The 24,237-nt window shown below is 64.1% G+C and carries 20 protein-coding genes; 14 read left to right on the forward strand and 6 right to left on the reverse strand.

From position 1 onward, the window contains the following. Positions 1-19 precede the first annotated feature (19 nt). A complete protein-coding gene (locus ACQ4N9_RS18315) occupies positions 20-646 on the forward strand; it encodes a helix-turn-helix transcriptional regulator (RefSeq protein WP_125462680.1) in 627 nt (208 codons plus the stop codon). A 29-nt stretch (positions 647-675) separates the two neighbouring features. On the opposite strand, the gene ACQ4N9_RS18320 is transcribed toward ACQ4N9_RS18315, so the two are convergent. The 6 genes from ACQ4N9_RS18320 to ACQ4N9_RS18345 all read right to left on the reverse strand — a co-directional run bounded on the left by ACQ4N9_RS18320 (position 676) and on the right by ACQ4N9_RS18345 (position 6,058). Next, on the reverse strand, positions 676-1,452 hold the full coding sequence (locus ACQ4N9_RS18320) for an ABC transporter substrate-binding protein (RefSeq protein ID WP_125857518.1): 777 nt from the start codon (positions 1,450-1,452) through the stop codon (positions 676-678). A gap of 166 nt (positions 1,453-1,618) precedes the next feature. Next, complete coding sequence (moaE, locus tag ACQ4N9_RS18325) at positions 1,619-2,065, reverse strand: molybdopterin synthase catalytic subunit MoaE (protein ID WP_110991657.1); 447 nt, start codon at positions 2,063-2,065, stop codon at positions 1,619-1,621. A 2-nt stretch (positions 2,066-2,067) separates the two neighbouring features. Next, positions 2,068-2,313, reverse strand: a complete 246-nt coding sequence (moaD, locus tag ACQ4N9_RS18330) for a molybdopterin converting factor subunit 1 (protein WP_390967038.1) — start codon at positions 2,311-2,313, stop codon at positions 2,068-2,070. Beyond that, positions 2,313-2,783 (reverse strand): cyclic pyranopterin monophosphate synthase MoaC, encoded by a 471-nt coding sequence (gene moaC, locus ACQ4N9_RS18335; RefSeq protein ID WP_390967036.1) that lies wholly within the window; start codon positions 2,781-2,783, stop codon positions 2,313-2,315. Before moaC ends, moaD begins: the two co-directional genes overlap by 1 nt. Positions 2,784-2,899: 116 nt before the next feature. Further along, the gene (locus tag ACQ4N9_RS18340; RefSeq protein ID WP_110991660.1) at positions 2,900-4,294 is read right to left on the reverse strand and encodes a PhoH family protein; all 1,395 of its coding nucleotides are present in this window, start codon (positions 4,292-4,294) and stop codon (positions 2,900-2,902) included. A 645-nt stretch (positions 4,295-4,939) separates the two neighbouring features. Beyond that, on the reverse strand, positions 4,940-6,058 hold the full coding sequence (locus ACQ4N9_RS18345; protein ID WP_390967034.1) for a polysaccharide deacetylase family protein: 1,119 nt from the start codon (positions 6,056-6,058) through the stop codon (positions 4,940-4,942). A 149-nt stretch (positions 6,059-6,207) separates the two neighbouring features. Between ACQ4N9_RS18345 and yaaA the strand changes: the two genes are divergently transcribed. From yaaA to ACQ4N9_RS18410, 13 genes are all read left to right on the forward strand, one after another. Continuing rightward, entirely contained in the window at positions 6,208-6,987 is a 780-nt protein-coding gene (yaaA, locus tag ACQ4N9_RS18350; protein WP_390967032.1) for a peroxide stress protein YaaA, read from the forward strand. 1,050 nt (positions 6,988-8,037) lie between these two features. Next, on the forward strand, positions 8,038-9,354 hold the full coding sequence (locus ACQ4N9_RS18355) for a nucleotide sugar dehydrogenase (RefSeq protein WP_125462674.1): 1,317 nt from the start codon (positions 8,038-8,040) through the stop codon (positions 9,352-9,354). A gap of 71 nt (positions 9,355-9,425) precedes the next feature. Then, on the forward strand, positions 9,426-10,907 hold the full coding sequence (locus tag ACQ4N9_RS18360; protein WP_390967030.1) for a glycosyltransferase family 2 protein: 1,482 nt from the start codon (positions 9,426-9,428) through the stop codon (positions 10,905-10,907). Positions 10,908-10,943: 36 nt separating this feature from the next. Continuing rightward, entirely contained in the window at positions 10,944-12,110 is a 1,167-nt protein-coding gene (locus ACQ4N9_RS18365) for an alginate biosynthesis protein Alg44 (RefSeq protein ID WP_125462672.1), read from the forward strand. Positions 12,111-12,117: 7 nt separating this feature from the next. Continuing rightward, positions 12,118-13,656 (forward strand): alginate biosynthesis TPR repeat lipoprotein AlgK, encoded by a 1,539-nt coding sequence (algK, locus tag ACQ4N9_RS18370; protein WP_390967028.1) that lies wholly within the window; start codon positions 12,118-12,120, stop codon positions 13,654-13,656. Further along, positions 13,653-15,131, forward strand: a complete 1,479-nt coding sequence (locus ACQ4N9_RS18375) for an alginate export family protein (RefSeq protein ID WP_390967026.1) — start codon at positions 13,653-13,655, stop codon at positions 15,129-15,131. The genes algK and ACQ4N9_RS18375 overlap by 4 nt, the downstream gene beginning before the upstream one ends. A gap of 19 nt (positions 15,132-15,150) precedes the next feature. Then, positions 15,151-16,707: a mannuronan 5-epimerase AlgG gene (gene algG, locus ACQ4N9_RS18380; RefSeq protein WP_390967024.1), complete on the forward strand. Its 1,557-nt coding sequence runs from the start codon at positions 15,151-15,153 to the stop codon at positions 16,705-16,707. Between the two features lie 13 nt (positions 16,708-16,720). Beyond that, positions 16,721-18,163 carry an alginate O-acetyltransferase gene (locus ACQ4N9_RS18385; RefSeq protein ID WP_390967022.1) on the forward strand — a complete coding sequence of 481 codons (1,443 nt, stop codon included), beginning with the start codon at positions 16,721-16,723 and terminating at the stop codon, positions 18,161-18,163. Positions 18,164-18,170: 7 nt separating this feature from the next. Next, complete coding sequence (locus ACQ4N9_RS18390; protein ID WP_390967020.1) at positions 18,171-19,274, forward strand: mannuronate-specific alginate lyase; 1,104 nt, start codon at positions 18,171-18,173, stop codon at positions 19,272-19,274. A 188-nt stretch (positions 19,275-19,462) separates the two neighbouring features. Beyond that, complete coding sequence (locus tag ACQ4N9_RS18395; RefSeq protein WP_390967018.1) at positions 19,463-20,920, forward strand: MBOAT family O-acyltransferase; 1,458 nt, start codon at positions 19,463-19,465, stop codon at positions 20,918-20,920. A gap of 10 nt (positions 20,921-20,930) precedes the next feature. Further along, the gene (locus tag ACQ4N9_RS18400; protein WP_390967016.1) at positions 20,931-22,091 is read left to right on the forward strand and encodes an alginate O-acetyltransferase; all 1,161 of its coding nucleotides are present in this window, start codon (positions 20,931-20,933) and stop codon (positions 22,089-22,091) included. Positions 22,092-22,111: 20 nt separating this feature from the next. Then, positions 22,112-22,759: an alginate O-acetyltransferase AlgF gene (locus tag ACQ4N9_RS18405; RefSeq protein WP_390967014.1), complete on the forward strand. Its 648-nt coding sequence runs from the start codon at positions 22,112-22,114 to the stop codon at positions 22,757-22,759. Positions 22,760-22,794: 35 nt separating this feature from the next. Next, positions 22,795-24,237: mannose-1-phosphate guanylyltransferase/mannose-6-phosphate isomerase (locus ACQ4N9_RS18410; RefSeq protein WP_430933439.1), on the forward strand; the 1,443-nt coding region annotated here is incomplete at its 3' end.

Consider the following 24,237-nt stretch of genomic DNA (forward strand, 5'->3'; position numbering starts at 1 on the left):
CCCCATGGAGCCTGCCACGATGCCTTCACCTAGCCCCGACCCGGCCCTGGACAACTACCGGGCCATCGCCGACGCGATCGCCACCCTGTTCTTCCCCCATGCCGAGGTGGTGCTGCACGACCTGCGCAGCCAGAAGATCGACTACATCGCCAACAACCTGTCCAAACGCGAGATCGGCGACGATGCCGCCCTGGAAGACCTGCTTGAGCCCGGCACCGACGAAACCAACATCGGCCCCTACGAGAAGCTCAACTGGGACGGGCAGAAGATCCGTTCGCTGAGCACCGTGCTGCGCGACAGCGCAGGCAAGCCGCTGGCGGTGCTGTGCATCAACCTGAATATCTCGCTGTTCGAAAACGCCCGGGCGGCGCTGGACCTGTTCCTCTCGCCGAGCCGGCTGATCCCCCAGCCCGATGCGCTGTTCCGCGACGACTGGCAGGAACGCATCAACACCTTCCTCAATGGTTGGCTGCGCGAGCACCAGTTGAGCCTGAGCGTGCTCAACCGCGACCACAAGCGCGAGCTGGTGCTGGCCCTGCATGCCGAGGGCGCGTTCAAAGGCAAGAGTGCGGCCAACTACGTGGCCAATGTGCTGGGGATGGGACGGGCGACGGTGTACAAGCACCTGAAGGAGCTCAAGGCCTGAAACGGCTCAGGCCTTGAACCCAGGGCGGCTCAGTCGCCGTAGATGTCCGACTTGAAGTACTTGCCCTGGATCTTCTGGTACTCGCCACTGGCCCGCAGTGCGTCGATGGCGCCGTTGAGCTGGCTGACCAACTCGCCGTTGCCCTTGCGCACGGCAATGCCGGCACCTTCGCCAACGTATTTCGGGTCCTTCAGCTCCGGGCCGACGAAGGCGTAGTCGGCGCCGCGCGGCATCGACAGGAAGTCATCCAGCGGGATGGTGTCGGCGAAGATCGCATCCACCCGCCCCGATGCCAGGTCCATGTAGATCTCTTCGTTGTTGCTGTAGCGCTTGACCTTGACGCCCTTGGGCTCGAGCACTTCGGTGGCGTAGCGGTCGGTAGTGGTGGCGCGCTGCACACCGATGGTCTTGCCGACTAGGCTCTGGTACTGGTCATCGACCGCCGCGCCCTTCTTCATCACCAGCCGTGACGAGGTGAAGTAGTACTTGTGGGTGAAGTCCACGGACTTCTTGCGCTCGTCGGTGATGGTCATCGACGACAGGGCGGCGTCGATCTTCTTCACCTTCAGCGACGGGATCAGCCCGTCGAACTCGACCTCGTTCCACACGCACTTGACCTTGAGCTGCGCGCACAGGGCGTTGCCGATGTCATAGTCGAAACCGACGATTTCGCCCTTGTCGTTCTTCGAGGCAAACGGCGGGTAGGCGGCTTCGATGCCAATACGCAGCACCGGCTCGGCGGCGAACAGGTTGCTGCCGGCCAACAGGCCCAGGGCCAGACCACTGATCAGGGTGATTTTCTTCATCGGAATCTCGCTCGCTCATTATTGGAGGTTGTGGTGCAAGACAGAGGTAAAGACAAAGGCCGCAAGGCCGTATGGAATCATTTTGTACTTATGATTCCATACTGGACTTTTTTGTCTTGAAACTCAACCACCTCCGAGACGAAATGCACGCCCCGAAAAAGCTGGTTCACCAACGCCGGGCAGCGTCCTCATCGCTCTGCTTGCCCTCGACCCAGCGCGGGCCGTCGCCGGTCTGTTCTTTCTTCCAGAACGGCGCCCGGGTCTTGAGGTAATCCATGATGAAGTTGCAGGCGTCGAATGCCGCCTGGCGGTGTGCGCTGGCCACCCCGACGAACACGATCGGCTCGCCCGGCTCCAGGGCTCCGATGCGGTGCAACACCTCGACCTTGAGCAGCGGCCAGCGCTGCTCGGCCTCGACCACGATCTTGGCCAGGGCCTTCTCGGTCATGCCCGGGTAGTGCTCGAGGAACATCCCCGCCACGTCCTGGCCATCGTTGAAATCGCGCACGTAGCCGACAAAGCCGACCACCGCACCCACGCCGACGTTGGCGGCGTGCATGGCGTTGACCTCGAACCCCGGGTCGAACGCCGCCTCCTGCACACGTACGGCCATGGTCAGCCTCCGGTCACCGGCGGGAAGAACGCGACTTCGTCGCCCTCCTCCAGCGGCTCATCGAGCCTGCACAGTTCTTCGTTGCGTGCGCACATCAGGTTCTGCTCGGCCAGCACGGCGTACTGCCCGCCCTTGGCCACAAGAGCCTGGCGCACATCGTCCAGCACCTTGAAGGTGCCCTCCACCCGCTCGTCATCGACGCCCAGCAATTCGCGATAGCGGGCGAAATACATGACCTTGACCTTCATCACCCCTCCACCTTGTAGTGGCCGCTCTTGCCGCCGACCTTCTCCAGCAGGCGCACCTGCTCGATGACCATGCCTTTGTCCACCGCCTTGCACATGTCGTAGAGGGTCAGCGCGGCGACACTGGCCGCGGTCAGCGCTTCCATCTCGACGCCGGTCTGCCCGGCCAGCTTGCAGCGCGCGACGATATGCACCACGTCCTCGCCCTCGGCCGCCAGCTCGACCTTGACGCTGGTGAGCATCAACGGGTGGCACAGCGGGATCAGGTCACTGGTCTTCTTCGCCGCCTGGATGCCAGCGATACGCGCCACGGCGAACACGTCACCCTTGGGGTGTTCGCCATCGACGATCATGCGCAAGGTGGCCGGCAACATGCGCACCCGCGCCTCGGCCAACGCCTCGCGTGCGGTCACGGCTTTTTCAGTGACGTCGACCATGTTGGCGCGCCCCTGGGAATCAAGATGAGTCAGCACAGCTCTGCTCCTGTGAAGGGAAAGCAGAGTGTAAACCCGTGGGTCAGGTTTGAGCAGAGGGCAGCGCGGGGCAAGTCGCATCGGCGGTATGCCGATACGACTTGCCCCGCGAAGTATTACAGATGCGACTCGGCGTACTCGGCCAGTACCGAGCGCGGCACACCCTGCAGGGTGATGTGCACGCCGTGGGGGAAGTCCTTGAAGCGTTCGGTCAGGTAGGTCAGCCCGGAACTGGTGGCCGACAGGTAGGGGGTGTCGATCTGCGCCAGGTTGCCCAGGCAGACCACCTTGGAACCTGCACCGGCACGGGTGATGATGGTTTTCATCTGGTGCGGGGTGAGGTTCTGGCACTCGTCGATCAGGATCAGGCTCTGCTGGAAGCTGCGCCCGCGGATGTAGTTCATCGACTTGAACTGCAGCGGGACCCTTTCAAGGATGTACTCGACGCTGCCGTGGGTGCTCTCGTCATCCATGTGCAAGGCTTCGAGGTTGTCGGTGATGGCGCCCAGCCAAGGCTCCATCTTCTCCGCCTCGGTGCCCGGCAGGAAGCCGATCTCCTGGTCCAGCCCCTGCACGCTGCGGGTGGCGATGATGCGCCGGTAACGCTTGCTGACCATGGTCTGCTCGATGGCCGCGGCCAGTGCCAGGATGGTCTTGCCGGAACCGGCGGCGCCGGTCAGGTTGACCAGGTGGATATCCGGGTCGAGCAAGGCGAACAGCGCCAGGCTCTGATGGATGTCGCGCGGTTTCAGGCCCCAGGCCTCCTGGTGCAGCAGCGGCTCCTGATGCAGGTCGAGCAGCAGCAGTTCGCTGTCGCGGATGCCCTTGACCCAGCCGACGAAGCCCTGCTCATCGATGATGAACTCATTGATGTGCACAGCCGGCAGGTTGTCGATCATCTGTACCCGGTGCCAGGTGCGGCCCCGCTCCTGACGGGTGTCGACCTTGCTGACCCGGTCCCAGAAGGAGCCGGTGACCGAGTGGTAGCCCTTGGACAGCAAGGACACGTCGTCGACCAGCTGGTCGGTGCTGTAGTCCTCGGCGGCAATCCCGCAGGCGCGCGCCTTCAGGCGCATGTTGATGTCTTTGGTGACCAGCACCACGTCCAGGTCCGGGCGCTTGGCGCGCAGGTCCAGCAACTGGTTGATGATGATGTTGTCGGCAAGGTTTTCGGGGAGCAGGCGGTTCGGCTCGTTGCGCGTGCTCATGAGGATGGACAGGAAGCCCTTGGGCCCGCTCTTGCCGCGCTGGATCGGGACACCTTTCTCCACATCGCTGGGCGAGGCGTCGCCCAGGGTCTGGTCGATCAGGCGGATGGCCTGGCGACATTCGGCGGCGATGGTGTGTTTACCGGTCTTGAGCTTGTCGAGTTCCTCCAGCACCGTCATCGGCAAGGCGACATGGTGCTCCTCGAAGTTGAGCAGGGCGTTAGGGTCGTGAATCAGGACGTTGGTATCGAGCACATACAGGATTGGCTGGTTGGAGGAAGGGTTGCGTCCTTGGTCATCCATACTCGGTCACCTTATGTGAAAGCCACACGGCGCGAACGGCTGCGCCGCAGAGTGACTGCCGTTTCCCCCGTATCCGCGTTGTTACGGGCGGGGACTTCACCTGACAAGGCTGGCGTGGATGACGCCACCTGTGCTGCAGGTTTCGGCTGTCTGGTTCCTTGATACCGCAAAAACCATGACGGTAAAAAGTCTTTTTACGCACAGATGAAGTTTATTTTTCCGATTGACGAACAGGGCTTGGCGTGAGGGTTGGGTAGGACTACGCTCAGAGATCAAATGCCGTGTTTTAGCTGGTTTTTTGGTGATCCTTTCAGACATTGCAGCGCCTATGAGATCGAGCGCCGCCCGCGCGGCGCATCGCTGGCAAGCCAGCTCCCACATCTGTTTCGGGCCAATCACTCCAGCAAGTTCATCACTGTCCGCCTTGTTGGTTCGACTCGATATTGAGGTGGGCACCACTGGCGCCTCGCCGGACTCAAGACATGCACCAAGGCGGGCAGCGGTACCTTCACAGGCATAATTGGCCCGAAACAAATGTGGGAGCTGGCTTGCCAGCGATGCGCCGCGCGGGCGGCGCTCGATCTCAAGAGCGCTGCAAATCCATCGCCCTACACCTAGCCGCCATCATGCAATCAACAGCCAAACCTACTCAGCCAACCCATACTCCCGACACCCCTCCCAGCCAATCCCGCTCTGCGCCGTATGCTGCAACAGCCACTCCAGCGCCGGCTGCGCCTTGGGCAGGTGGTCGCGGAACTGGATCACCCCCTTGCGCCACAGCAGCATCAGGGTCATCACCCGCTGCGCCGAGGCCTCGGCGGTCAACGGCCCGTCATCCTGGGCATCGATATCCCACAACGACACCCGCAACCGCTGGCTGGCCATGAACGCCTCGCCATCCCCGCGGCGCTGCCCGTAGGGCGGGCGGAACAACGGCACATATTGCGCTGGCAGGTCCGCCTGAACCCGCGCCTGGCTGCGCCGCAGCGAGTCCTGCCAGCCCTGCCACTGGGCATGGGAACGGTACTCCCAGCCCTGGATGCCCACGCACTGGCCTGCATACAGCCCGGCCAGCGCGCCACTGTCACGGCGCTGCTGCAGCCGATTGCCCAGCACGAAGAAGATGCCGTCGAGCTTCTGCCGGCGCAGATAGTCGGCCAGGCCATCGGTATTGCCACCCACAGGGCCGGGGCCGCCGACGAAGCTCAGGAGGAACATGCGGTCGTTCAGCTCATCGCCGTTTCGCTCGCGCGCGGACAGCTTTTCCACCTCGCTGGAGGTCTGCGGGAACACCGCCGCCTTGCGCAGCAGTTCGTCCAGGTAGCGGGTGTAGAACTGGTGGCTGGGCTCGATCCAAGTGGCGTAGAACTTGCCGACTTCTGCGGCAAATGTGGCCGATTTCATGCGCAAATCAGCCATTGACTCCAACGGATAGCAAAACGACGCATCCTGCTCGCAACTCTGCTGCGCCTGCTGATAGTTGCTCCACAGCCGCTGCCACATGCGCGCCCGCAGCGCACGGATCACCGGCAGGTTGACCTGGCGCAAGCCCAGGCGCTCCGCCAGCGCCTGCTCATCGAGCATCTCGCTTTCCTGAAGCACCCGGGCAAACGAAAGGATCTCGGCGCGCGAGGCCACGTCGAACAACGCCGGGCTGTCGAGTTTTTCGGGCCACAGGCTGCGCTCGAAGCTGACGAAATCTGCAGGAGCAGCCTGCACGCCCAGGCTCAGCAGCCCGGCCAGCAAGGCAAAAGCGATACGCACGATGAACGGTCTCCATGAAGGCATGCCGCGCACTATAGCGCGACGCCCGGCGAAACTCCGTGGCCATGTGCCCTGGCTATCGTCGCCATAGTTTGGCGTTGCCCCGCCAGCCCCGTAGAATCCGCCGATTGATTCCAGGAGCCGACCCGATGCTGACGGTGATTTCCCCCGCCAAGACCCTCGACTACGACACCCCGCCGGTAACCCAGCGCCACACCTTGCCCCAGTACCTGGACGACTCCCAGGCGTTGATCATGCAGTTGCGCGAGCTGTCGCCGGCCCAGATCAGCGAACTGATGCACCTCTCCGACAAGCTCGCCGGCCTCAATGCCGCGCGCTTCGGCAGCTGGACCCCGGATTTCACCCCGGCCAACGCCAAGCAGGCGCTGCTGGCATTCAAGGGTGATGTGTACACCGGCCTGGACGCCGAAAGCCTCGGCGAAGACGACTTCAGCTATGCCCAGGAGCACCTGCGCATGCTCTCCGGCCTGTACGGCCTGCTGCGCCCGCTGGACCTGATGCAGCCCTACCGCCTGGAAATGGGCACCAAGCTGGCCAATGCCCGCGGCAAGGACCTGTATGCCTTCTGGGGCACGCGCATCAGCGAGTGGCTGAACCAGGCCCTGGCCGAACAGGGTGACGACGTGCTGCTCAACCTGGCCAGCAACGAGTACTTCAGCGCGGTGAAGAAGAGCGCCTTGAAGGCGCGGGTGATCAATGTCGACTTCAAGGACCTGAAGAACGGCCAGTACAAGATCATCAGCTTCTACGCCAAGAAGGCCCGCGGGATGATGAGCCGCTTCGTGATCGAGCAGCGCATCAACGACCCCGAGCAGCTCAAGCGCTTCGATGTGCAGGGCTACTACTACAGCGCCGAGCAGTCCAAGCCTGATCACCTGGTGTTCCTGCGCGATCACGCCGAAGACTGATACCTGCGCCCTGGTGTTCGCCGGGAGTTCTTCAGCGCCTACCAGATCGAGCGCCGCCCGCGCGGCGCATCGCTGGCAAGCCAGCTCCCACATCTGTTTCGGGCCAGTTACTCCTGTGAGTTCATCACTGTCCGCCTTGTTGGTACGACGCGGTTTCAGCGTGGGCGTTGCCGCCGCGCCACATGACTCAAGACATGCACCAAGGCGGGTAGCGGTACCCTTACAGGCATAATTGGCCCGAAACAAATGTGGGAGCTGGCTTGCCAGCGATGCGCCGCGCGGGCGGCGCTCGATCTCATAAGCGCCGCAAAATTGTCGGCGAGCCCCCGCCCTTCACACCCCAAATACGCCAATACTCAGACGCCCAAAAACCACCACCCATACCTTTATCGCAAAACGCCATAAGACCGTTCGTACTTTTTTGACGAATTTTGAAAAATATTTTCGAATGCTGGCATATAAGCATCCCGCTTGGTTTTCGCCCTTTATAGCCGGGGGTGAAACTAGCGCGTGCCATCAAAGTGAAAGTATTTGCCACTGAAAAAATATTTAGAAATCTTTCATCCGCGCCGAACCCGGCCAGGAACTTCTACCGCGCCGCATGGCTCATAGCACCCGTAACAAGTTTCAAGCGCCGCAGCGTGAGAGATGACTTACAGATGACAAAGTGCCGCTATCGCGCACAACCAACAAACTTCAAAGGCGGTACAGGAAGTGCCAAAAGCCATTATCCATGCAGGAGACAAGCGCCCCTAACATACGTCCTAGTGGTTGATTTCAAAGGATTTATCCACTTGAAAAAACAAGCACAGCAGTACGCATACGGCGAACTGCAATAAAGACGGCTGCATTTCAGGGCACGCCTTATTAATACTGGCCTTAGCTTGCCAACGTTGAGTGCATAACTTTCTGCGCTCCGGATTTATTCATGCCTGCGCACGGTGAAGTGTCAATTCGCCAGGGAGCCGTGCGCCCGAAAACTGCTGGTCAATCAACCCGGCTGGCTCTTTCGAACAAGGGCTGGCGTGATAAACACACGAGGTGAATGCGATGCGTATCAGCATCTTTGGTTTGGGTTATGTGGGTGCAGTCTGTGCCGGTTGCCTGTCGGCACGCGGCCATGAAGTGATTGGTGTGGACGTGTCCAGCACCAAGATCGACCTGATCAACCGGGGCAAGTCGCCCATCGTCGAGCCGGGCCTGGAAGCACTGCTGCAACAGGGCGTGGCCAATGGCCGCCTGCGTGGCACCACCGATTTCGCCGAAGCCATCCGTGCCAGCGACGTGTCGATGATCTGCGTCGGTACCCCGAGCAAGAAAAACGGCGACCTGGGCCTGGAGTACATCGAGTCGGTGTGCCGCGAAATCGGCTACGTACTGCGCGACACCAGCCGCCGCCACACCATCGTGGTGCGCAGCACCGTGCTGCCGGGCACCGTCAAGAACGTGGTGATCCCGATCCTCGAGGACTGCTCGGGCAAGAAGGCCGGCGTCGACTTCGGCGTCGCGGTCAACCCCGAGTTCCTGCGTGAAAGTACCGCGATCAAGGACTACGACCAGCCACCGATGACCGTCATCGGCGAACTGGACAGCGCCAGCGGCGACGTGCTGCAAGCACTGTACGAAGAGCTCGACGCCCCGGTGATCCGCAAGCCGATCGAAGTGGCCGAGATGATCAAGTACACCTGCAACGTGTGGCACGCCACCAAGGTGACCTTCGCCAACGAGATCGGCAACATCGCCAAGGCCGTGGGCGTCGACGGCCGCGACGTGATGGACGTGGTCTGCCAGGACAAGGTGCTCAACCTGTCCCAGTACTACATGCGCCCGGGCTTCGCCTTCGGCGGCTCGTGCCTGCCCAAGGACGTGCGCGCCCTCACCTACCGCGCCGCCAGCCTGGATGTGAAGGCACCGCTGCTCGACTCGCTGATGCGCAGCAACGAATCCCAGGTACAGAACGCCTTCGACATCATCGAAAGCCACGACAAGCGCAAGGTCGCCCTGCTCGGCCTGAGCTTCAAGGCCGGTACCGACGACCTGCGCGAAAGCCCGCTGGTCGAACTGGCCGAGCGCCTGATCGGCAAGGGCTACCAGCTCGACATCTACGACCAGAACGTCGAGTACGCCCGGGTGCACGGCGCCAACAAGGACTACATCGAGTCGAAGATCCCCCACGTCTCCTCGCTGCTCAACGCCAACTTCGAGCAGGTGGTCAACGACGCCGAGATCATCGTCCTGGGCAACCGTGACGAGCAGTTCCGCGCCCTCGCCCAGCAAGCGCCGGAAGGCAAGCAAGTGATCGACCTGGTCGGGTTCATGAGCAAGCCAACCTGCACCACCAGCCGTACCGAAGGTATCTGCTGGTAACCCCGGCCGGGCGGCGCGTCCCTCCCCAGCGCGCCGCCCGTCCACCCCCGAATTCTCGACGGATGCCGAACATGCAAAGGTTCCAGACAGTGCTGTTGCAGTGCGCCGGCTGGCTGCTCTACATGAGCCTGCTCATGCTGATCGCCCTGGCCCTGCCCAGCGATATCTTCGATTCGCAGTCGAAGCACTTCATCTTCCTGGTCGGTGCTGTCGGCATCTGGCGCTACTCCATGGGCGCAACCCATTTCATCCGCGGCATGATCTTCCTGTACCTCGTCTACCCCTACCTGCGCCGCAAGGTGCAGAAGCTGGGCTCCGCGGCCGACCCGTCGCACGTGTACCTGATGGTCACCAGCTTTCGCATCGACGCCCTGACCACCGCCCAGGTGTACAGCTCGGTGATCCGCGAGGCGATCGACTGCGGCTTCCCCACCACCGTGGTCTGCTCGCTGGTGGAAAAGTCCGACGAGCTGCTGGTGAAGAGCCTGTGGGCCAAGTACAACCCGCCCGCCCACGTCGCCCTGGACATCGTGCGCATCGCCGGCACCGGCAAGCGCGACGGCCTGGCCTACGGTTTTCGCGCCATCTCGCGGATGCTGCCCGACGACCACGCCGTGGTGGCGGTGATCGACGGTGACACCGTGCTCGGCGAGGGCGTGGTCCGCAAGACCGTGCCCTGGTTCAAGCTCTACCCCAACGTCGGCGGCCTGACCACCAACGAATTCTGCGAAGTGCGCGGCGGCTACATCATGAGCGAGTGGCACAAGCTGCGCTTCGCCCAGCGCCACATCAACATGTGCTCGATGGCCCTCTCCAAGCGCGTGCTGACCATGACCGGGCGCATGTCGATGTTCCGCGCAAGCGTCGTGACCGACCCCGAGTTCATCGCCGATGTGGAAAGCGACTCGCTGATGCACTGGCGCCTGGGCCGCTTCAAGTTCCTCACCGGCGACGACAAGTCGAGCTGGTTCAGCCTCATGCGCCTGGGCTACGACACCTTCTACGTGCCGGACGCGGCGATCAACACGGTCGAGCACCCGCCGGAGAAGAGCTTCGTCAAGGCCAGCCGCAAGCTGATGTACCGCTGGTACGGCAACAACCTGCGGCAGAACTCCCGCGCCCTCGGCCTGGGCCTCAAGCGCCTGGGGCTGTTCACCAGCATCGTGCTGTTCGACCAGCGCGTGTCGATGTGGACCAGCCTGCTGGGCTTGACCGTGGCAGTGATCGCCAGCTTCAAGTTCGGCCTGCAGTTCCTGCTGGTGTACCTGCTGTGGATCGGCATCACCCGCCTGATCCTGACGATCATGCTGCTGTGCTCGGGCCACAGCGTCGGCCCCGCCTACCCGCTGATTCTCTATTACAACCAGATCGTCGGCGCGGTGATGAAGATCTACGTGTTCTTCCGCCTCGACAGGCAGTCCTGGACCCGCCAGCCCACTGCCCTCAAGCGCGACCTCGCCAGCTTTCAACAATGGTTCAACACCTGGTCCTCGCGGACCATGACCTTCTCGGCCGCGAGCATCTTCGTCGCCGTGCTGTTCATGGTCGTGTGAGCCCAACCCGGATCGGATAACAGGAACGAAATCGCCATGAATACCGCCGTGAACGTCAATGTCGTGCATGAGTCCGAAGCGCAGCGCCAGCACGCCCGGGTACGTATCCCCGCCAAGCTGCGCTACCTGGACGGCAACCGCGAGCCGCACGATGTGAAGGTGGACGATCTTTCCGCCGGGGGCCTGTCCTTCCACGCCAAGAAACCGCTCGCCGAAGGCGAAGTGCTGCGCGGGCGCCTGCAGTTCGTGGTCGACAACCTGGGGCTGTCGATGGACGTCGAGCTGCTGGTACGCACCAGCAGCCGCGACAGCGGCCGCACCGGCACCGAGTTCCAGAACCTGGAGCCGCGCGACATCGCCACCCTGCGCCACATCATCACCAGCCACCTGTCCGGTGAATTGATCAGCGTCGGCGACGTGCTCAGCACCCTGCAACGCGACAACTTCACCAAGGCGCGCAAGCAGAACAACACAGGCTCCGGCCTCTCGGCCTTCGGCCGCCTGCGGGCGGTCACCGTCACCGCCGGCGTGTTCGTGGTCGGCCTGGTGGCCTTCGGTTTCGTCGCCAAGTCGCTGTACGGCCTGTACTTCGTCAGCCATGCCGAAGCCGGCGTGGTCGCGGTCCCCACCACCACCGTGACCATGCCCCGTGACGGCAGCGTGCAGAGCCTGGTCGAGAACGGCACCCCGGTGGCCAAGGGCGCACCGCTGGCGACCTTCAACACCAGCATGCTCGACCTGCTCAAGGGCCACCTGGACGACGCGCAGCTGGAGCCGGCCAAGGTCGAGGAACTGTTCGGCAAGCAGCTTTCCGGCACCCTCACCAGCCCGTGCGACTGCGTGGTGTCGCGCCAGTTGGTAGATGACGGCCAGTACGCCAGCAAGGGCCAGCCAGTGTTCGCACTGATCCCGCGGACCAGCAACCCGATGGTCGAAGCGCGCTTCAGCTACCGCCAGTTCGACGAAGTGAAGCCGGGCACCCGGGTCAACTTCCAGATCGCCGGCGAAGACGAGGTGCGCAGCGGCCGCATCGTCGGCAGCAGCAGCCTGGACACCGACAACCTGGCCTCGGATATCCGCGTGCAGATCAAGCCCGACGACGGCCTGCCGGCCGAACTCGCCGGCCGCCCGGCCGCGGTCAACAGCGACCGTGGCCCGTCGCTGAACTGGCTGATCGACAAAGCCGTGGCCCGCGGGCTGTAAGAGGATCATGCCGATGACCAGCAGACACCCCGATACCTGTGGGAGCCGGCTTGCCGGCGATCGAGTGCGCAGCACTCGCCCAACGGATGTAGCGCCTGCACTGGCCAATCGCCGGCAAGCCGGCTCCCACAGTGATTGCATCAGCCTCGGGCTATGCACCCTGGCCCTGGCCATCACCCTGGCCGGCTGCGCCGGCCTGCCCGACCAGCGCCTGGCCAACGAAGCGCTCAAACGCGGCGACACCGCCACCGCCGAGCGCAACTACAAGGCCCTGGCCGACCTGGGCTACAGCGACGCGCAAGTGGGCCTGGCCGATATCCAGGTGGCCACCCGCGAGCCGGCCAAGCTCAAGCAGGCCGAGGCCACCTACCGCGCGGCAGCCGCCACCTCGCCCCGCGCCCAGGCCCGGCTTGGCCGCCTGCTGGTGGCCAAGCCCGACAGCACCCAGGCCGAACGCGAGGAGGCCGAGCGCCTGCTCAAACAGGCCGCGCTGCAAGGCGAAGGCAACACCCTGATCCCGCTGGCGATGCTCTACCTGCAGTACCCGCAGAGCTTCCCCAAGGTCAACGCCCAGCAGCAGATCGACCAGTGGCGCGCCGCCGGCAATCCCGAGGCGGGCCTGGCCCAGGTCCTGCTGTACCGCACCCAGGGCAGCTACGACCAGCACCTGGCCGACGTGGAAAAAATCTGCAAGGCCGCGCTGGCCAGCACCGACATCTGCTACGTCGAACTGGCCACCGTCTACCAGAAACGCGCCCAGCCCGAGCAACAGGCCGCCCTGCTCGAGCAGCTCAAGGCCGCCTACGCCCGTGGCACGGTGCCGGCCACCCGGGTCGACAGCGTCGCCCGCGTGCTGGCCGACCGCAGCCTGGGCCAGACCGACGAGAAGACCGCCAAGGCCCTGCTGGAGCAAGTCGCCCCGGCCAACCCGGCGTCCTGGGTGAGCCTGGCGCAGCTGCTCTACGACTTCCCCGAACTGGGCGACACCGACCAGCTGCTGGCCTACATCGACAAGGGCCGCGAAGCCGAACAGCCACGCGCCGAACTGCTGCTGGGCCGCCTCTACTACGAAGGCAAGAGCGTGCCGGCCGACGCCGCCAAGGCCGAGCAGCACCTGCAGGCCGCCGCCGACGCCGGTGAAGTCAGCGCCGACTACTACCTCGGCCAGCTCTACCGCCGTGGCTACCTGGGCAGCGTGGCGCCGCAGAAAGCCGTCGACCACCTGCTCAGCGCCGCCCGTGGCGGGCAGAACAGCGCCGACTACGCCCTCGCCCAGCTGTTCAGCGAAGGCCATGGCATCCGCCCCGCGCCCACCAATGCCTGGGTGTTCGCGCAACTGTCGCAGGCCAACCCCACGCCGCAGTCGAGCGAGCTGTTGCAACAGCTCGACCAGCAGCTCACGCCCGAGCAGCGCAGCCAGGCCCAGCAACTGCTGGCGCAGGAAAAACAGGCGCGCAGCAGCCTGTTCCAGGGCGCCAACAGCACCCTGGCCATCGAGGCCCTGCAAGACGACGAAACAGCCGTAGACGCCGAGGATTCGCTATGACGCTCAACCCCTTCGTGAAAGCCGGCATCGGCCTGAGTTTCGCCCTGTTGTGGTCGATGCCGACCCTGGCCGCCGAAACCGCACAGAAGAACTTCGGCCTGGATGTGAAGATCACCGGCCAGTCCGAGGACGACCGCGACCTGGGCACCCGCGCAGGCGGCGACGTCAACGGCCTCGGCCTCGACCTGCGCCCCTGGGTGTACGGCGAGCGTGGCAACTGGAGCGCCTTCGCCATGGGCCAGGCGGTCACCGCCACCGACATCATCGAAACCGACACCCTGCGCCAGAACGACGACGGCAGCACCACCGACAATGGCGACGACAGCCGCAAGCCAGACAAAAGCTACCTGGCCATGCGCGAGTTCTGGGTCGGCTACAGCGGCCTCACCGCCTACCCCGGCGAGCAACTGCGCCTGGGCCGCCAGCGCCTGCGCAGCGACGATGGCATGTGGCGCGACACCAACATCGAAGCACTGAACTGGACCTTCGACACCACCCTGCTCAAGGCCGACCTGGGCGTGGCCCAGCGCTTCAGCGAATACCGCACCGACCTCACCGAGCTGGCCCCGGAAGACAAGGACCGCACGCACATTTTCGGCAACGTCGCCACCCAGTGGACGCCCGGCCATTGGGTCGGCGTGCGCGCCCACCACACCCATGACAGCGGCAGCCTGAAGAGCCCCGGCGAAACCGTCGACGCCCTCGACAAGACCCGCACCGGCGATCTCACCTGGCTGGGCCTGGAAGCCAACAGCGACGCCTACAACTGGCGCAACGAGCACACCGTCAACTACTGGGGCAGCCTCACCTGGCTGACCGGCGACCGCGACACCCTCAGCAGCCAGGCAGTGGGCAACGACCAGGTCGCCACCGGCAAGCAGAGCGGCGACGTCAATGCCTGGGCCACCGACCTTGGCATCCGCCTGCGCCTTGACCCCAACTGGCAGGTCGGCGCGGCCTACGCCCGAGGCAGCGGCGGCGGTGGCAGCGATGGCTCGAACAACTTCGAGCAGACCGGCCTTGAGAGCAACCGCTCCAACTTCACCGGCACCCGCTCGCGCGTGCACCGCTTCGGCGAGGCCTTCCGCGGCGAGCTGGGCAACCTGCAGGCAGCCACCCTGTTCACCTCCTGGCAGCTGCGCGACGACTACGACGCCAGCCTCATCTACCACAAGTTCTGGCGTGTCGACGGCAAGCAGAACATCGGCTCCAGCGGCATCAACGCGGTGGTCGACGACGGCGGCGTGAACCGCCCGCTGGTCAACGGCGAAAAAGACCTCGGCCAGGAAATGGACGTGGTCGTGACCAAGTACTTCAAGCAAGGCCTGCTGCCGGCCTCGCTCAGCCAGTCGATCGACGAGCCTTCGGCGCTGGTGCGCCTGCGCGCCGGTGTGTTCAAGCCAGGCGACGCCTATGGCAAAGAGGCCGACTCGTACATGCACCGCGCCTTCGTCGACGTGATCTGGCGCTTCTGAGGCCGGGAGAGGATTTGACATGAACCTGCACCCGAACCTTCGCTATAGCCTGCTGGCCAGCGCCCTGTTGCTGGCCGCAGGCCTGGCCCAGGCCGCCGAGCCGGAAATGGCCAAGGGGCTGCAACAAGCCAAGACCTACACCGTTGCCAGCGCGCCGATCGAGCCGCTGCTGATGGACCCGCCCAAGCTGCCCGACCTGTCCGGCTACACCGCCGCCGCCGTGCAGCAGAAGATCGACCGCGCGCACAAGGGCAAGGTCAGCGTGCGCCGCATGCTCCAGGAGGACACCCTCAAGGAGTTCATCGGCGGCGATAACAAGGGCGCCGAATGGGTGCGCCGCCAGCACGGCATCCCCCAGGCGATCTTCGTCGACGACGGGCATGTCGACCTGGTGGAACTGAGCAAGAAGGTCCCCAACCAGTACCTGCGCGAAACCGCGCCGGGTGTTTACCTGGCGCGCCTGCCGATCGTGGTCGGGCGCAAGGGCGTGCTGGAGATCGACGCCAAGGTCAAGGAGCTGCGCCTGTCCGAAGAGGGCGGCGCGTTCATCGTCAACGACGGCAAGCTGTTCGTCAGCGACACCCAGGTGACCGGCTGGCGTGAACAGGCCAATGGCCCGGCAACCTTCCGCAAGCCCGATGAGTTCCGCCCGTTCCTGCTCAGCTGGGGCGGCACCGAGACCTACATCGTCAACAGCAAGATGGCCAGCTTCGGCTACGCCAAGTCCAAGTCCTACGGTGTGAGCATCTCGCAGTACACGCCGAACATGGCCAAGCAGATGGGCCGCCCGGAACCCACCGGCTGGATCATCGGCTCCGAGTTCAGCGACATGTGGTACGGCTTCTACTGCTACGAGACCAGCGACTTCGTGGTCAAGGACAGCACCTACCGCGACAACATCGTCTATGGCATCGACCCCCACGACCGTTCGCACCGCCTGATCATCGCCGGCAACACCGTGTACGGCACCAAGAAAAAGCACGGGATCATCGTCTCCCGCGAGGTCAACGACAGCTGGATCATCAACAACAAGAGCTATGACAACAAGCTCTCGGGCGTGGTGATCGACCGTAACAGCGTCAACAACCTGATCGCCTACAACGAGATCTACCGCAACCACACCGACGGCATCACCTTGTACGAAAGCGGCGACAACCTGATCTGGGGCAACAAGCTGATCAACAACCGCCGCCACGGCATCCGCGTGCGCAACAGCGTGAACATCCGCCTGTACGAGAACGTCGCCATGGCCAATGGCCTGGTGGGCGTGTACGGGCACATCAAGGACCTCTCCGACACCGACCGCGACATCGCCCTCGACCCGTTCGACACCAAGGTGTCGCTGATCGTGGTCGGCGGTGAGCTGGCGGCCAACGGCTCCGGCCCCTTGTCGATCGACTCGCCGCTGTCGGTGGAGCTGTACAAGGTGTCGATGCTGATGCCGCGCAAGGCCAACGGCATCAGCTTCAACGGTGTGCTGGGCGAGCGCCAGGACGAAATCCTCGACCTGCTGGTGCGCCAGCAGAAGGCCGTGCTGATCGACCCGGTCGAACGCCAGACCGAAATGATCGATTAAGGAAGCCCAGACCATGACCCCACACCTGATCAAACTGCTCGGCCTGTCCGCCGCCCTCCTGGCCATCAGCCAGGGCGTGCGCGCCGAGGACGTCAAGGCGCCGACCTTCAGCGCCGAACCCTGCTGCCAGCTGTGCCCCGAGGCCCATGACGCCAGCCGCTACACCACGCGCTACCAACAGAACTTCACCACCCTGGTGCAAGCCCAGGGCGACTGGCTGTTCCGCACCCGTGAAGACTTGCGCACCGAGTTCGACACCACCCCCGGCGGCTACAAGCGCCTGCAGCAGGTGCACGACGCGTTCAAGAAGCGCGGCGTCGAGTTGGTGGTGGTGTACCAGCCCACCCGTGGCCTGGTGAACCGCAACATGCTCAAGCCCGAAGAGAAGGCCGCGTTCAATTATCAGAAGGCCCTGCACAACTACCAGGCCATGCTCGCCCGTTTCAGCAAGATGGGCTACAACGTGCCCGACCTGTCGCCGCTGACCAACGAACAACTGGCCGCCGCCGACCAGGGCAAGGACTTCTACTTCCGTGGCGACCAGCACTGGACGCCCTACGGTGCCGAGCGCGCGGCAAAGATCGTGGCCGACACCGTGCAGCACATGCCGGCCTTCGAAGGCATCCCGCGCAAAGAGTTCGAGACCAAAAAATCCGGGCGCATGGGCAAGACCGGCACCCTGCACAACGTCGCCGGCCAGCTCTGCGGCACCAGCTACGCGGTGCAGTACATGGACCAGTTCGCCACCGAGCCCAAGGGCGCCAGCGGCGGCGACGACCTGTTCGGCGACGCGGGCAACGCGCAGATCACCCTGGTGGGCACCAGCCACAGCGGCAAGAACTACAACTTCTCGGGTTTTCTGGAGCAGTACATCGGCGCCGACGTGCTCAACGTCGCCTTCCCCGGCGGTGGCCTGGAGGGCTCGATGATCCAGTACCTGGGCAGCGAGGAGTTCCAGAACAACCCACCGAAGATCCTGATCTGGGAATTCTCCCCGCTGTACCGCCTGGACCAGGAAACCATCTGGCGGCAGATCCTCGGCCTGCTCGACGACGGCTGCGACGCACGGCCTGCGCAGATGAGCGCCAGCGCCACCCTCAAGCCCGGCAAGAACGAGCTGATGGTCAACGGCAAGAACGGCGTGATCAAGGACCTGGTCAACCGCAACCACCAGCTCGACATCAAGTTCGAGGACAGCTCGGTGAAAGTGCTGCAGGCCACCCTGTGGTACCTCAACGGCCGCCACGAGGACATCAAGATCGAGAAGCCCGAGACCTCCGACACCGACGGCCGCTTCGTCTTCCAGATGCGCGAGGACGAAGACTGGGCCGGCCAGAACCTGCTGGCCCTGGAAGTCCAGGGGCCGGAAAGCGGCACCCAGAAAGTCGAAGCGAAACTGTGCAAACGCAACAACTTCGCCAGCCCTGCGCAACACACCGCGCAAGCTGGCCAGTGAGGCGACCATGACATCCATCAGCCACAAGACCGCTCCCGCCCTGCTCGCCCTCGCCCTGTTCGGCGGTGCGGCGCAGGCCGCGCTGGTACCGCCCCAGGGGTACTACGAGGGCATCGAAAAGCTCAAGACCGGCGACGGCAACTTTCGCTGCGAGGCAGCGCCCAGGCCCTATACCGGCTCGCTGCAGTTTCGCAGCAAGTACGAGGGCTCCGACAAGGCCCGGGCGACGCTCAATGTCGCCTCGGAAAAAGCCTTCCGTGACTCGACCAAGGACATCACCACCCTTGAGAAGGGCGTGAGCAAGATGATCGGCCAGTACATGCGCGACGGCCGCCCGGCCCAGCTCGACTGCGCCCTGGACTGGCTCGGCAGCTGGGCCCGCGCCGACGCGCTGATGTCCAGCGACTACAACCACACCGGCAAGTCCATGCGCAAATGGGCGCTGGGCAGCATGAGCGGTTCGTGGCTGCGCCTGAAGTTCTCCAACTCGCAGCCGCTGGCCGCGCACCAGGCCGAGGCCCAAGCCATCGAAAAATGGCTGGGCCGCCTGGCCTCGCAAACCGTGCGCGACTGGAGCGACCTGCCGCTGGAGAAGATCAACAACCACAGCTACTGGGCGGCCTGGTCGGTGATGGCCACCGCCGTGGCCACCGACCGCCGCGACCTGTTCGACTGGGCCGTGAAGGAATACCGGGTCGGCGCCAACCAGGTCGATGCCCAGGGCTTCTTGCCCAACGAACTCAAGCGCAAGCAGCGCGCCCTGGCCTACCACAACTACGCACTGCCGCCGCTGGCGATGATCGCCAGCTTCGCCCAGGCCAATGGCGTGGATGTGCGCGGCGAGAACAACAACGCCCTGCGCCGCCTGGGCGAGAAGGTGCTGAACGGCTCGAAAGACCCCAGCGCGTTCAAGACCCGCAACGGCGAGAAGCAGGACATGGGCGACCTGAAGATCGACAGCAAGTACGCCTGGCTCGAACCCTGGTGCCAGCTGTACCGCTGCGATGCCCAGACCCTCAAGCGCAAGCACGGCATGCAGCCGTTCAACAGCTTCAGGCTGGGCGGTGATGTGACCCGGGTCTATGACCCGAGCGCGGAACAGAAAAAGTAACGCGATCCCTGTGGGAGCCGGCTTGCCGGCGATGGGCCGCAAAGCGGCCCCGGCTATCGCTGGGCAAGGCTGTGCCTTGCATCGCCGGCAAGCCGGCTCCCACAGGGGACTAGGTTGCCTTCCAGTTTTAACTGGGGGGTTTGGGGGGCGCTGTGCCCCAGGTGCTGTGCATAACTAGGAGAACCGGGATGGTCTTCTCGTCCAACGTGTTCCTGTTCCTGTTCCTGCCGGTCTTCCTCGGCTTGTACTACGTGAGCGGGAACCGCTATCGCAACCTGCTGCTGCTGGTTGCCAGCTACATCTTCTACGCCTGGTGGCGGGTGGACTTCCTCGCCCTGTTCGCCGGCGTGACCCTGTGGAACTACTGGATCGGCCTCAAGGTGGGCGCCGCCGGCGTACGCACCAAGCCCGCCCAGCGCTGGCTGCTGCTGGGCGTGGGCGTCGACCTGTGCATCCTCGGCTACTTCAAGTACGCCAACTTCGGGGTCGACAGCCTCAACGCGATCATGACCTCGATGGGCCTGGAGCCATTCATCCTCACCCACGTGCTGCTGCCGATCGGCATCTCGTTCTACATCTTCGAGTCGATCAGCTACATCATCGACGTGTACCGCGGCGACACCCCGGCCACCCGCAACCTGATCGACTTCGCGGCGTTCGTGGCGATCTTCCCGCACCTGATCGCCGGCCCCGTGCTGCGCTTCAAGGACCTGGTCGACCAGTTCAACAACCGCACCCACACCCTGGACAAGTTCTCCGAAGGCTGCACCCGCTTCATGCAGGGCTTCATCAAGAAGGTGTTCATCGCCGACACCCTGGCGGTGGTCGCCGACCACTGCTTCGCCCTGCAGAACCCCACCACCGGCGATGCCTGGCTCGGTGCGCTGGCCTACACCGCGCAGCTGTACTTCGACTTTTCCGGCTACAGCGACATGGCCATCGGCCTGGGCCTGATGATGGGCTTCCGCTTCATGGAGAACTTCAAGCAGCCGTACATCAGCCAGTCGATCACCGAGTTCTGGCGGCGCTGGCACATCAGCCTGTCCACCTGGCTGCGCGACTACCTGTACATCACCCTGGGCGGCAACCGCAAAGGCACCTTCAACACCTACCGCAACCTGTTCCTGACCATGCTGCTGGGCGGGCTGTGGCACGGCGCCAACTTCACCTACATCATCTGGGGCGCCTGGCACGGCCTGTGGCTGGCCATCGAACGCGCACTGGGCCTGGACACCAACCCGCAGCGTTTCAACCCAGTGAAATGGGCCTTCACCTTCCTGCTGGTGGTGGTCGGCTGGGTGATCTTCCGCGCCGAGAACCTGCACGTTGCCGGCCGCATGTACGGCGCCATGTTCAGCTTCGGCGAGTGGCAGCTGTCGGAACTCAACCGCGCCAACCTCACCGGCCTGCAAGTCGCGACCCTGATCGTGGCCTACCTGAGCCTGGCGTTCTTCGGCCTGCGCGACTTCTACCGCAATGCCGCGCCTGCGCCCAAGGCCACCCCGCTGCAGATCAACGCCGATGGCTCGGTCGGCCTGGACTGGACGCGGATCATGACCCGCGCCCTGGTGCTGCTGCTGTTCGTCGCCTCGGTGCTCAAGCTCTCGGCGCAGAGCTACTCACCCTTCCTGTACTTCCAGTTCTGAGGCCCGACACATGAACCGGACACTTCGCATCACTTACTCGCTGTCGTTCATGGGCCTGCTGGTCGGGCTGGGCGCCTGGTCGGTCGGTGGCCTGGACAGCTTCACCCGCACCGGGCAGATGACCCTGCTCGACGGCAAGCTGGCCAAAGCCGCCGAAACCCACTACGACGAGCAGTTCCCGATCAAGCGCATCGGCACCAACCTGTGGGCCGCGCTGGACTTCAAGCTGTTCAATGAAGGCCGCCCCGGCGTGGTGCTGGGCCGCGACCAATGGCTGTTCAGCGACGAAGAGTTCAAGCCCGCCGTCGACGCGCAACAGCAGATGCAGGACAACCTGGCGCTGGTGCGCGGCATCCGCGACACCTTGCAGCGCCAGGGCGTGCAACTGGTGCTGGCGATCGTCCCGGCCAAGGCCCGCCTGTATGCCGAGTACATCGGCAAGGAGACCCCGGCCAGCCTGCACGACGACCTGTTCAACCAGTTCCACGCCCAGGTGCGCCAGGCCAATGTGTTCGCCCCCGACCTGCTGGCCCCGCTGGAGCAAGCCAAGGCCCGTGGCCAGGTGTTCCTGCGCACCGACACCCACTGGACGCCGCTGGGCGCCGAGGTGGTCGCGCAGTCCCTGGCCGAAGCCGTCAACCGCCAGGGCCTGCTCAGCGGCGAGCCCCAGGCGTACATCACCGAGGCCGGCGCCAGCGCGCCGTACAAAGGTGATTTGACCAATTTCCTGCCGCTGGACCCGCTGTTCAGCAACCTGCTGCCCACCCCGGACACCCTGCAGCAGCGCAAGACCCAGCCGGTGCAGGCCGAAGGCCAAAGCGGCGACGACGCGCTGTTCGACGACAGCCGGATCCCGGTGGCGTTGGTGGGCACCAGCTACAGCGCCAACCCGCACTGGAACTTCCTCGGCGCCCTGCAGCAGGCCCTGCGCAGCGACGTCGCCAACTACGCCGAAGACGGCCACGGCCCGCTGCTGCCGATGCTCAAGTACCTGCAAAGCGACGCCTTCAAGAACGCCCCGCCACAGGTTGTGGTGTGGGAATTCCCCGAACGATATCTGCCAATGAAGAACGACCTCAGCGCCTTCGATCCGCAGTGGATCGCGCAGCTGAAGAACTCCCGCAAATCCGAAGAAAACCTGGCCCTGTCGTCCAACCGGACGGACCACTGAAGATAGAGAGGAACACGCACATGACCACCAAGACTTCCATTGCCAAAGCCCTCACCCTCGCTGCCGGCCTGACCCTGGCCTCGATGCAGGCCTTCGCCGGTGCCGACGCCGCCCTGTACGGCCCGAGTGCGCCGAAAGGATCGACCTTCGTGCGCCTGTACAACGCCACCAGCGCCCCTACTGCGGCGAGCGTGGGCAATACCCAGATCAAGCAGGTCGGCGCGCAGGCCAGCAGCGACTTCAGCTTCCTGCCCGGCGGTGACTACACCGCCCAGGTCGGCGGCAAGAACGTCCCGGTCAAGCTGGCCGCCGACAAGTACTACACCCTGGTCAACAACGCAGGCTCCAACCCGCAGCTGATCGAAGAGCCACCGTTCAAGAACAAGCAGAAAGCCCTGGTCCGCGTGCAGAACCTCAGCGACCAGCAACTGACCCTGAAAACCGCCGACGGCAAGACCGAAGTGGTCAAGCCGGTGGCGGCCAAGGGCCGTGGCGAGCGCGAGATCAACCCGGTCAAGGTCAACCTCGCGCTGTATGCAGGCGACAAGAAAGTCGGCGACGTCAAACCCGTCGCCCTGGAGCGCGGCGAAGCAGCCGTGCTGTATGTCACCGGCTCCGGCAGCAGCCTGTCGCCGGTCTGGGTCACCCGCCCTGTGTCCACTAACTGATCCCTGCCTCTTAACGACCTTATTGGAGAAACAACATGATCCCGGTAATTCTTTCTGGTGGTAGCGGTTCGCGTCTGTGGCCTTTGTCGCGCAAGCAGTTCCCCAAGCAGTTCCTGGCCCTGACCGGCGAGCACACGCTGTTCCAGCAGACCATCCAGCGCCTGGCGTTCGACGGCATGGACACGCCCATCGTGGTCTGCAACAAGGACCACAAGTTCATCGTCCAGGAACAGCTGGGCGCACTGAAGCTGCAAACCCAGGCGATCCTCATGGAGCCCTTCGGCCGCAACACCGCACCCGCAGTGGCGATGACCGCCATGAAGCTGGTCAACGAAGGCCGTGACGAACTGATGCTGGTGCTGCCGGCCGACCACGTGATCGAGGACCAGAAGGCCCTGCAACGCGCCCTGGCCCTGGCCACCGTGGCCGCCGAGCGCGGCGAGATGGTGCTGTTCGGCGTGCCGGCGACCAAGCCCGAGACCGGCTACGGCTACATCCGCTCCAGCCAGGACGCGCTGCTGCCCGAAGGCGTGGCGCGGGTGGCGCAGTTCGTTGAAAAACCCGACGAAAAACGCGCCGGCGAGTTCGTCCGCGCCGGTGGCTACTTCTGGAACAGCGGCATGTTCCTGTTCCGCGCCAGCCGTTTCCTCGAAGAGCTGAAGAAACACGACCCGGACATCTACGACACCTGCCTGCTGGCCCTGGAGCGCAGTGACGAAGAGGCCGATGTGCTGAGCATCGACGAAGCCACCTTTGCCTGCTGCCCGGACAACTCCATCGACTACGCCGTGATGGAAAAGACCCAGCGCGCCTGCGTGGTGCCGCTGTCGGCCGGCTGGAGCGACGTGGGCTGCTGGTCGTCGCTGTGGGATGTGCACGAAAAAGACGACAACGGCAACGTCACCAAGGGCGACGTGGTGGTGCAGGACAGCCACAACTGCATGATCCACGGCAACGGCAAGCTGGTGTCGGTGATCGGCCTTGAGAACATCGTGGTGGTGGAAACCAAGGACGCCATGATGATCGCCCACAAGGACAAGGTTCAGGGGGTCAAGCAACTGGTCAACACCCTCGATGCCCAGGGCCGCAGCGAGACCCAGAATCACCTTGAGGTGTACCGCCCGTGGGGCTCGTACGACTCGGTGGACATGGGCGGGCGCTTCCAGGTCAAGCACATCACCGTCAAGCCAGGCGCCGCGCTGTCGCTGCAGATGCACCACCACCGCGCCGAGCACTGGATCGTGGTGTCCGGCACCGCCGAGGTGACCTGTGACGAGAACGTGTTCCTGCTGACCGAGAACCAGTCCACGTACATTCCGATCGCCTCGGTGCACCGCCTGCGCAACCCGGGCAAGATCCCGCTGGAGATCATCGAAGTGCAGTCCGGGAGCTACCTGGGCGAGGATGATATCGAGCGTTTCGAGGATGTGTATGGGCGTACTTCCACGCCGGTCGAGCGTGGGGTATCGGTGAAGACC

Origin of the sequence: Pseudomonas sp. ES1 (assembly GCF_050586605.1) — a bacterium.
In the GTDB taxonomy this organism is placed as follows: domain Bacteria; phylum Pseudomonadota; class Gammaproteobacteria; order Pseudomonadales; family Pseudomonadaceae; genus Aquipseudomonas; species Aquipseudomonas sichuanensis.

Excerpts from the sequence above, each read along its gene's own strand:
- ACQ4N9_RS18315 (WP_125462680.1), top strand. The coding sequence starts at position 20 with ATGCCTTCACCTAGCCCCGACCCGGCCCTGGACAACTACCGGGCCATC.
- ACQ4N9_RS18320 (WP_125857518.1), bottom strand. The coding sequence starts at position 1,452 with ATGAAGAAAATCACCCTGATCAGTGGTCTGGCCCTGGGCCTGTTGGCC.
- moaE (WP_110991657.1), bottom strand. The coding sequence starts at position 2,065 with ATGGCCGTACGTGTGCAGGAGGCGGCGTTCGACCCGGGGTTCGAGGTC.
- moaD (WP_390967038.1), bottom strand. The coding sequence starts at position 2,313 with ATGAAGGTCAAGGTCATGTATTTCGCCCGCTATCGCGAATTGCTGGGC.
- ACQ4N9_RS18340 (WP_110991660.1), bottom strand. The coding sequence starts at position 4,294 with ATGGATGACCAAGGACGCAACCCTTCCTCCAACCAGCCAATCCTGTAT.
- yaaA (WP_390967032.1), top strand. The coding sequence starts at position 6,208 with ATGCTGACGGTGATTTCCCCCGCCAAGACCCTCGACTACGACACCCCG.
- ACQ4N9_RS18355 (WP_125462674.1), top strand. The coding sequence starts at position 8,038 with ATGCGTATCAGCATCTTTGGTTTGGGTTATGTGGGTGCAGTCTGTGCC.
- ACQ4N9_RS18360 (WP_390967030.1), top strand. The coding sequence starts at position 9,426 with ATGCAAAGGTTCCAGACAGTGCTGTTGCAGTGCGCCGGCTGGCTGCTC.
- ACQ4N9_RS18365 (WP_125462672.1), top strand. The coding sequence starts at position 10,944 with ATGAATACCGCCGTGAACGTCAATGTCGTGCATGAGTCCGAAGCGCAG.
- algK (WP_390967028.1), top strand. The coding sequence starts at position 12,118 with ATGCCGATGACCAGCAGACACCCCGATACCTGTGGGAGCCGGCTTGCC.
- ACQ4N9_RS18375 (WP_390967026.1), top strand. The coding sequence starts at position 13,653 with ATGACGCTCAACCCCTTCGTGAAAGCCGGCATCGGCCTGAGTTTCGCC.
- algG (WP_390967024.1), top strand. The coding sequence starts at position 15,151 with ATGAACCTGCACCCGAACCTTCGCTATAGCCTGCTGGCCAGCGCCCTG.
- ACQ4N9_RS18385 (WP_390967022.1), top strand. The coding sequence starts at position 16,721 with ATGACCCCACACCTGATCAAACTGCTCGGCCTGTCCGCCGCCCTCCTG.
- ACQ4N9_RS18390 (WP_390967020.1), top strand. The coding sequence starts at position 18,171 with ATGACATCCATCAGCCACAAGACCGCTCCCGCCCTGCTCGCCCTCGCC.
- ACQ4N9_RS18395 (WP_390967018.1), top strand. The coding sequence starts at position 19,463 with ATGGTCTTCTCGTCCAACGTGTTCCTGTTCCTGTTCCTGCCGGTCTTC.
- ACQ4N9_RS18400 (WP_390967016.1), top strand. The coding sequence starts at position 20,931 with ATGAACCGGACACTTCGCATCACTTACTCGCTGTCGTTCATGGGCCTG.
- ACQ4N9_RS18405 (WP_390967014.1), top strand. The coding sequence starts at position 22,112 with ATGACCACCAAGACTTCCATTGCCAAAGCCCTCACCCTCGCTGCCGGC.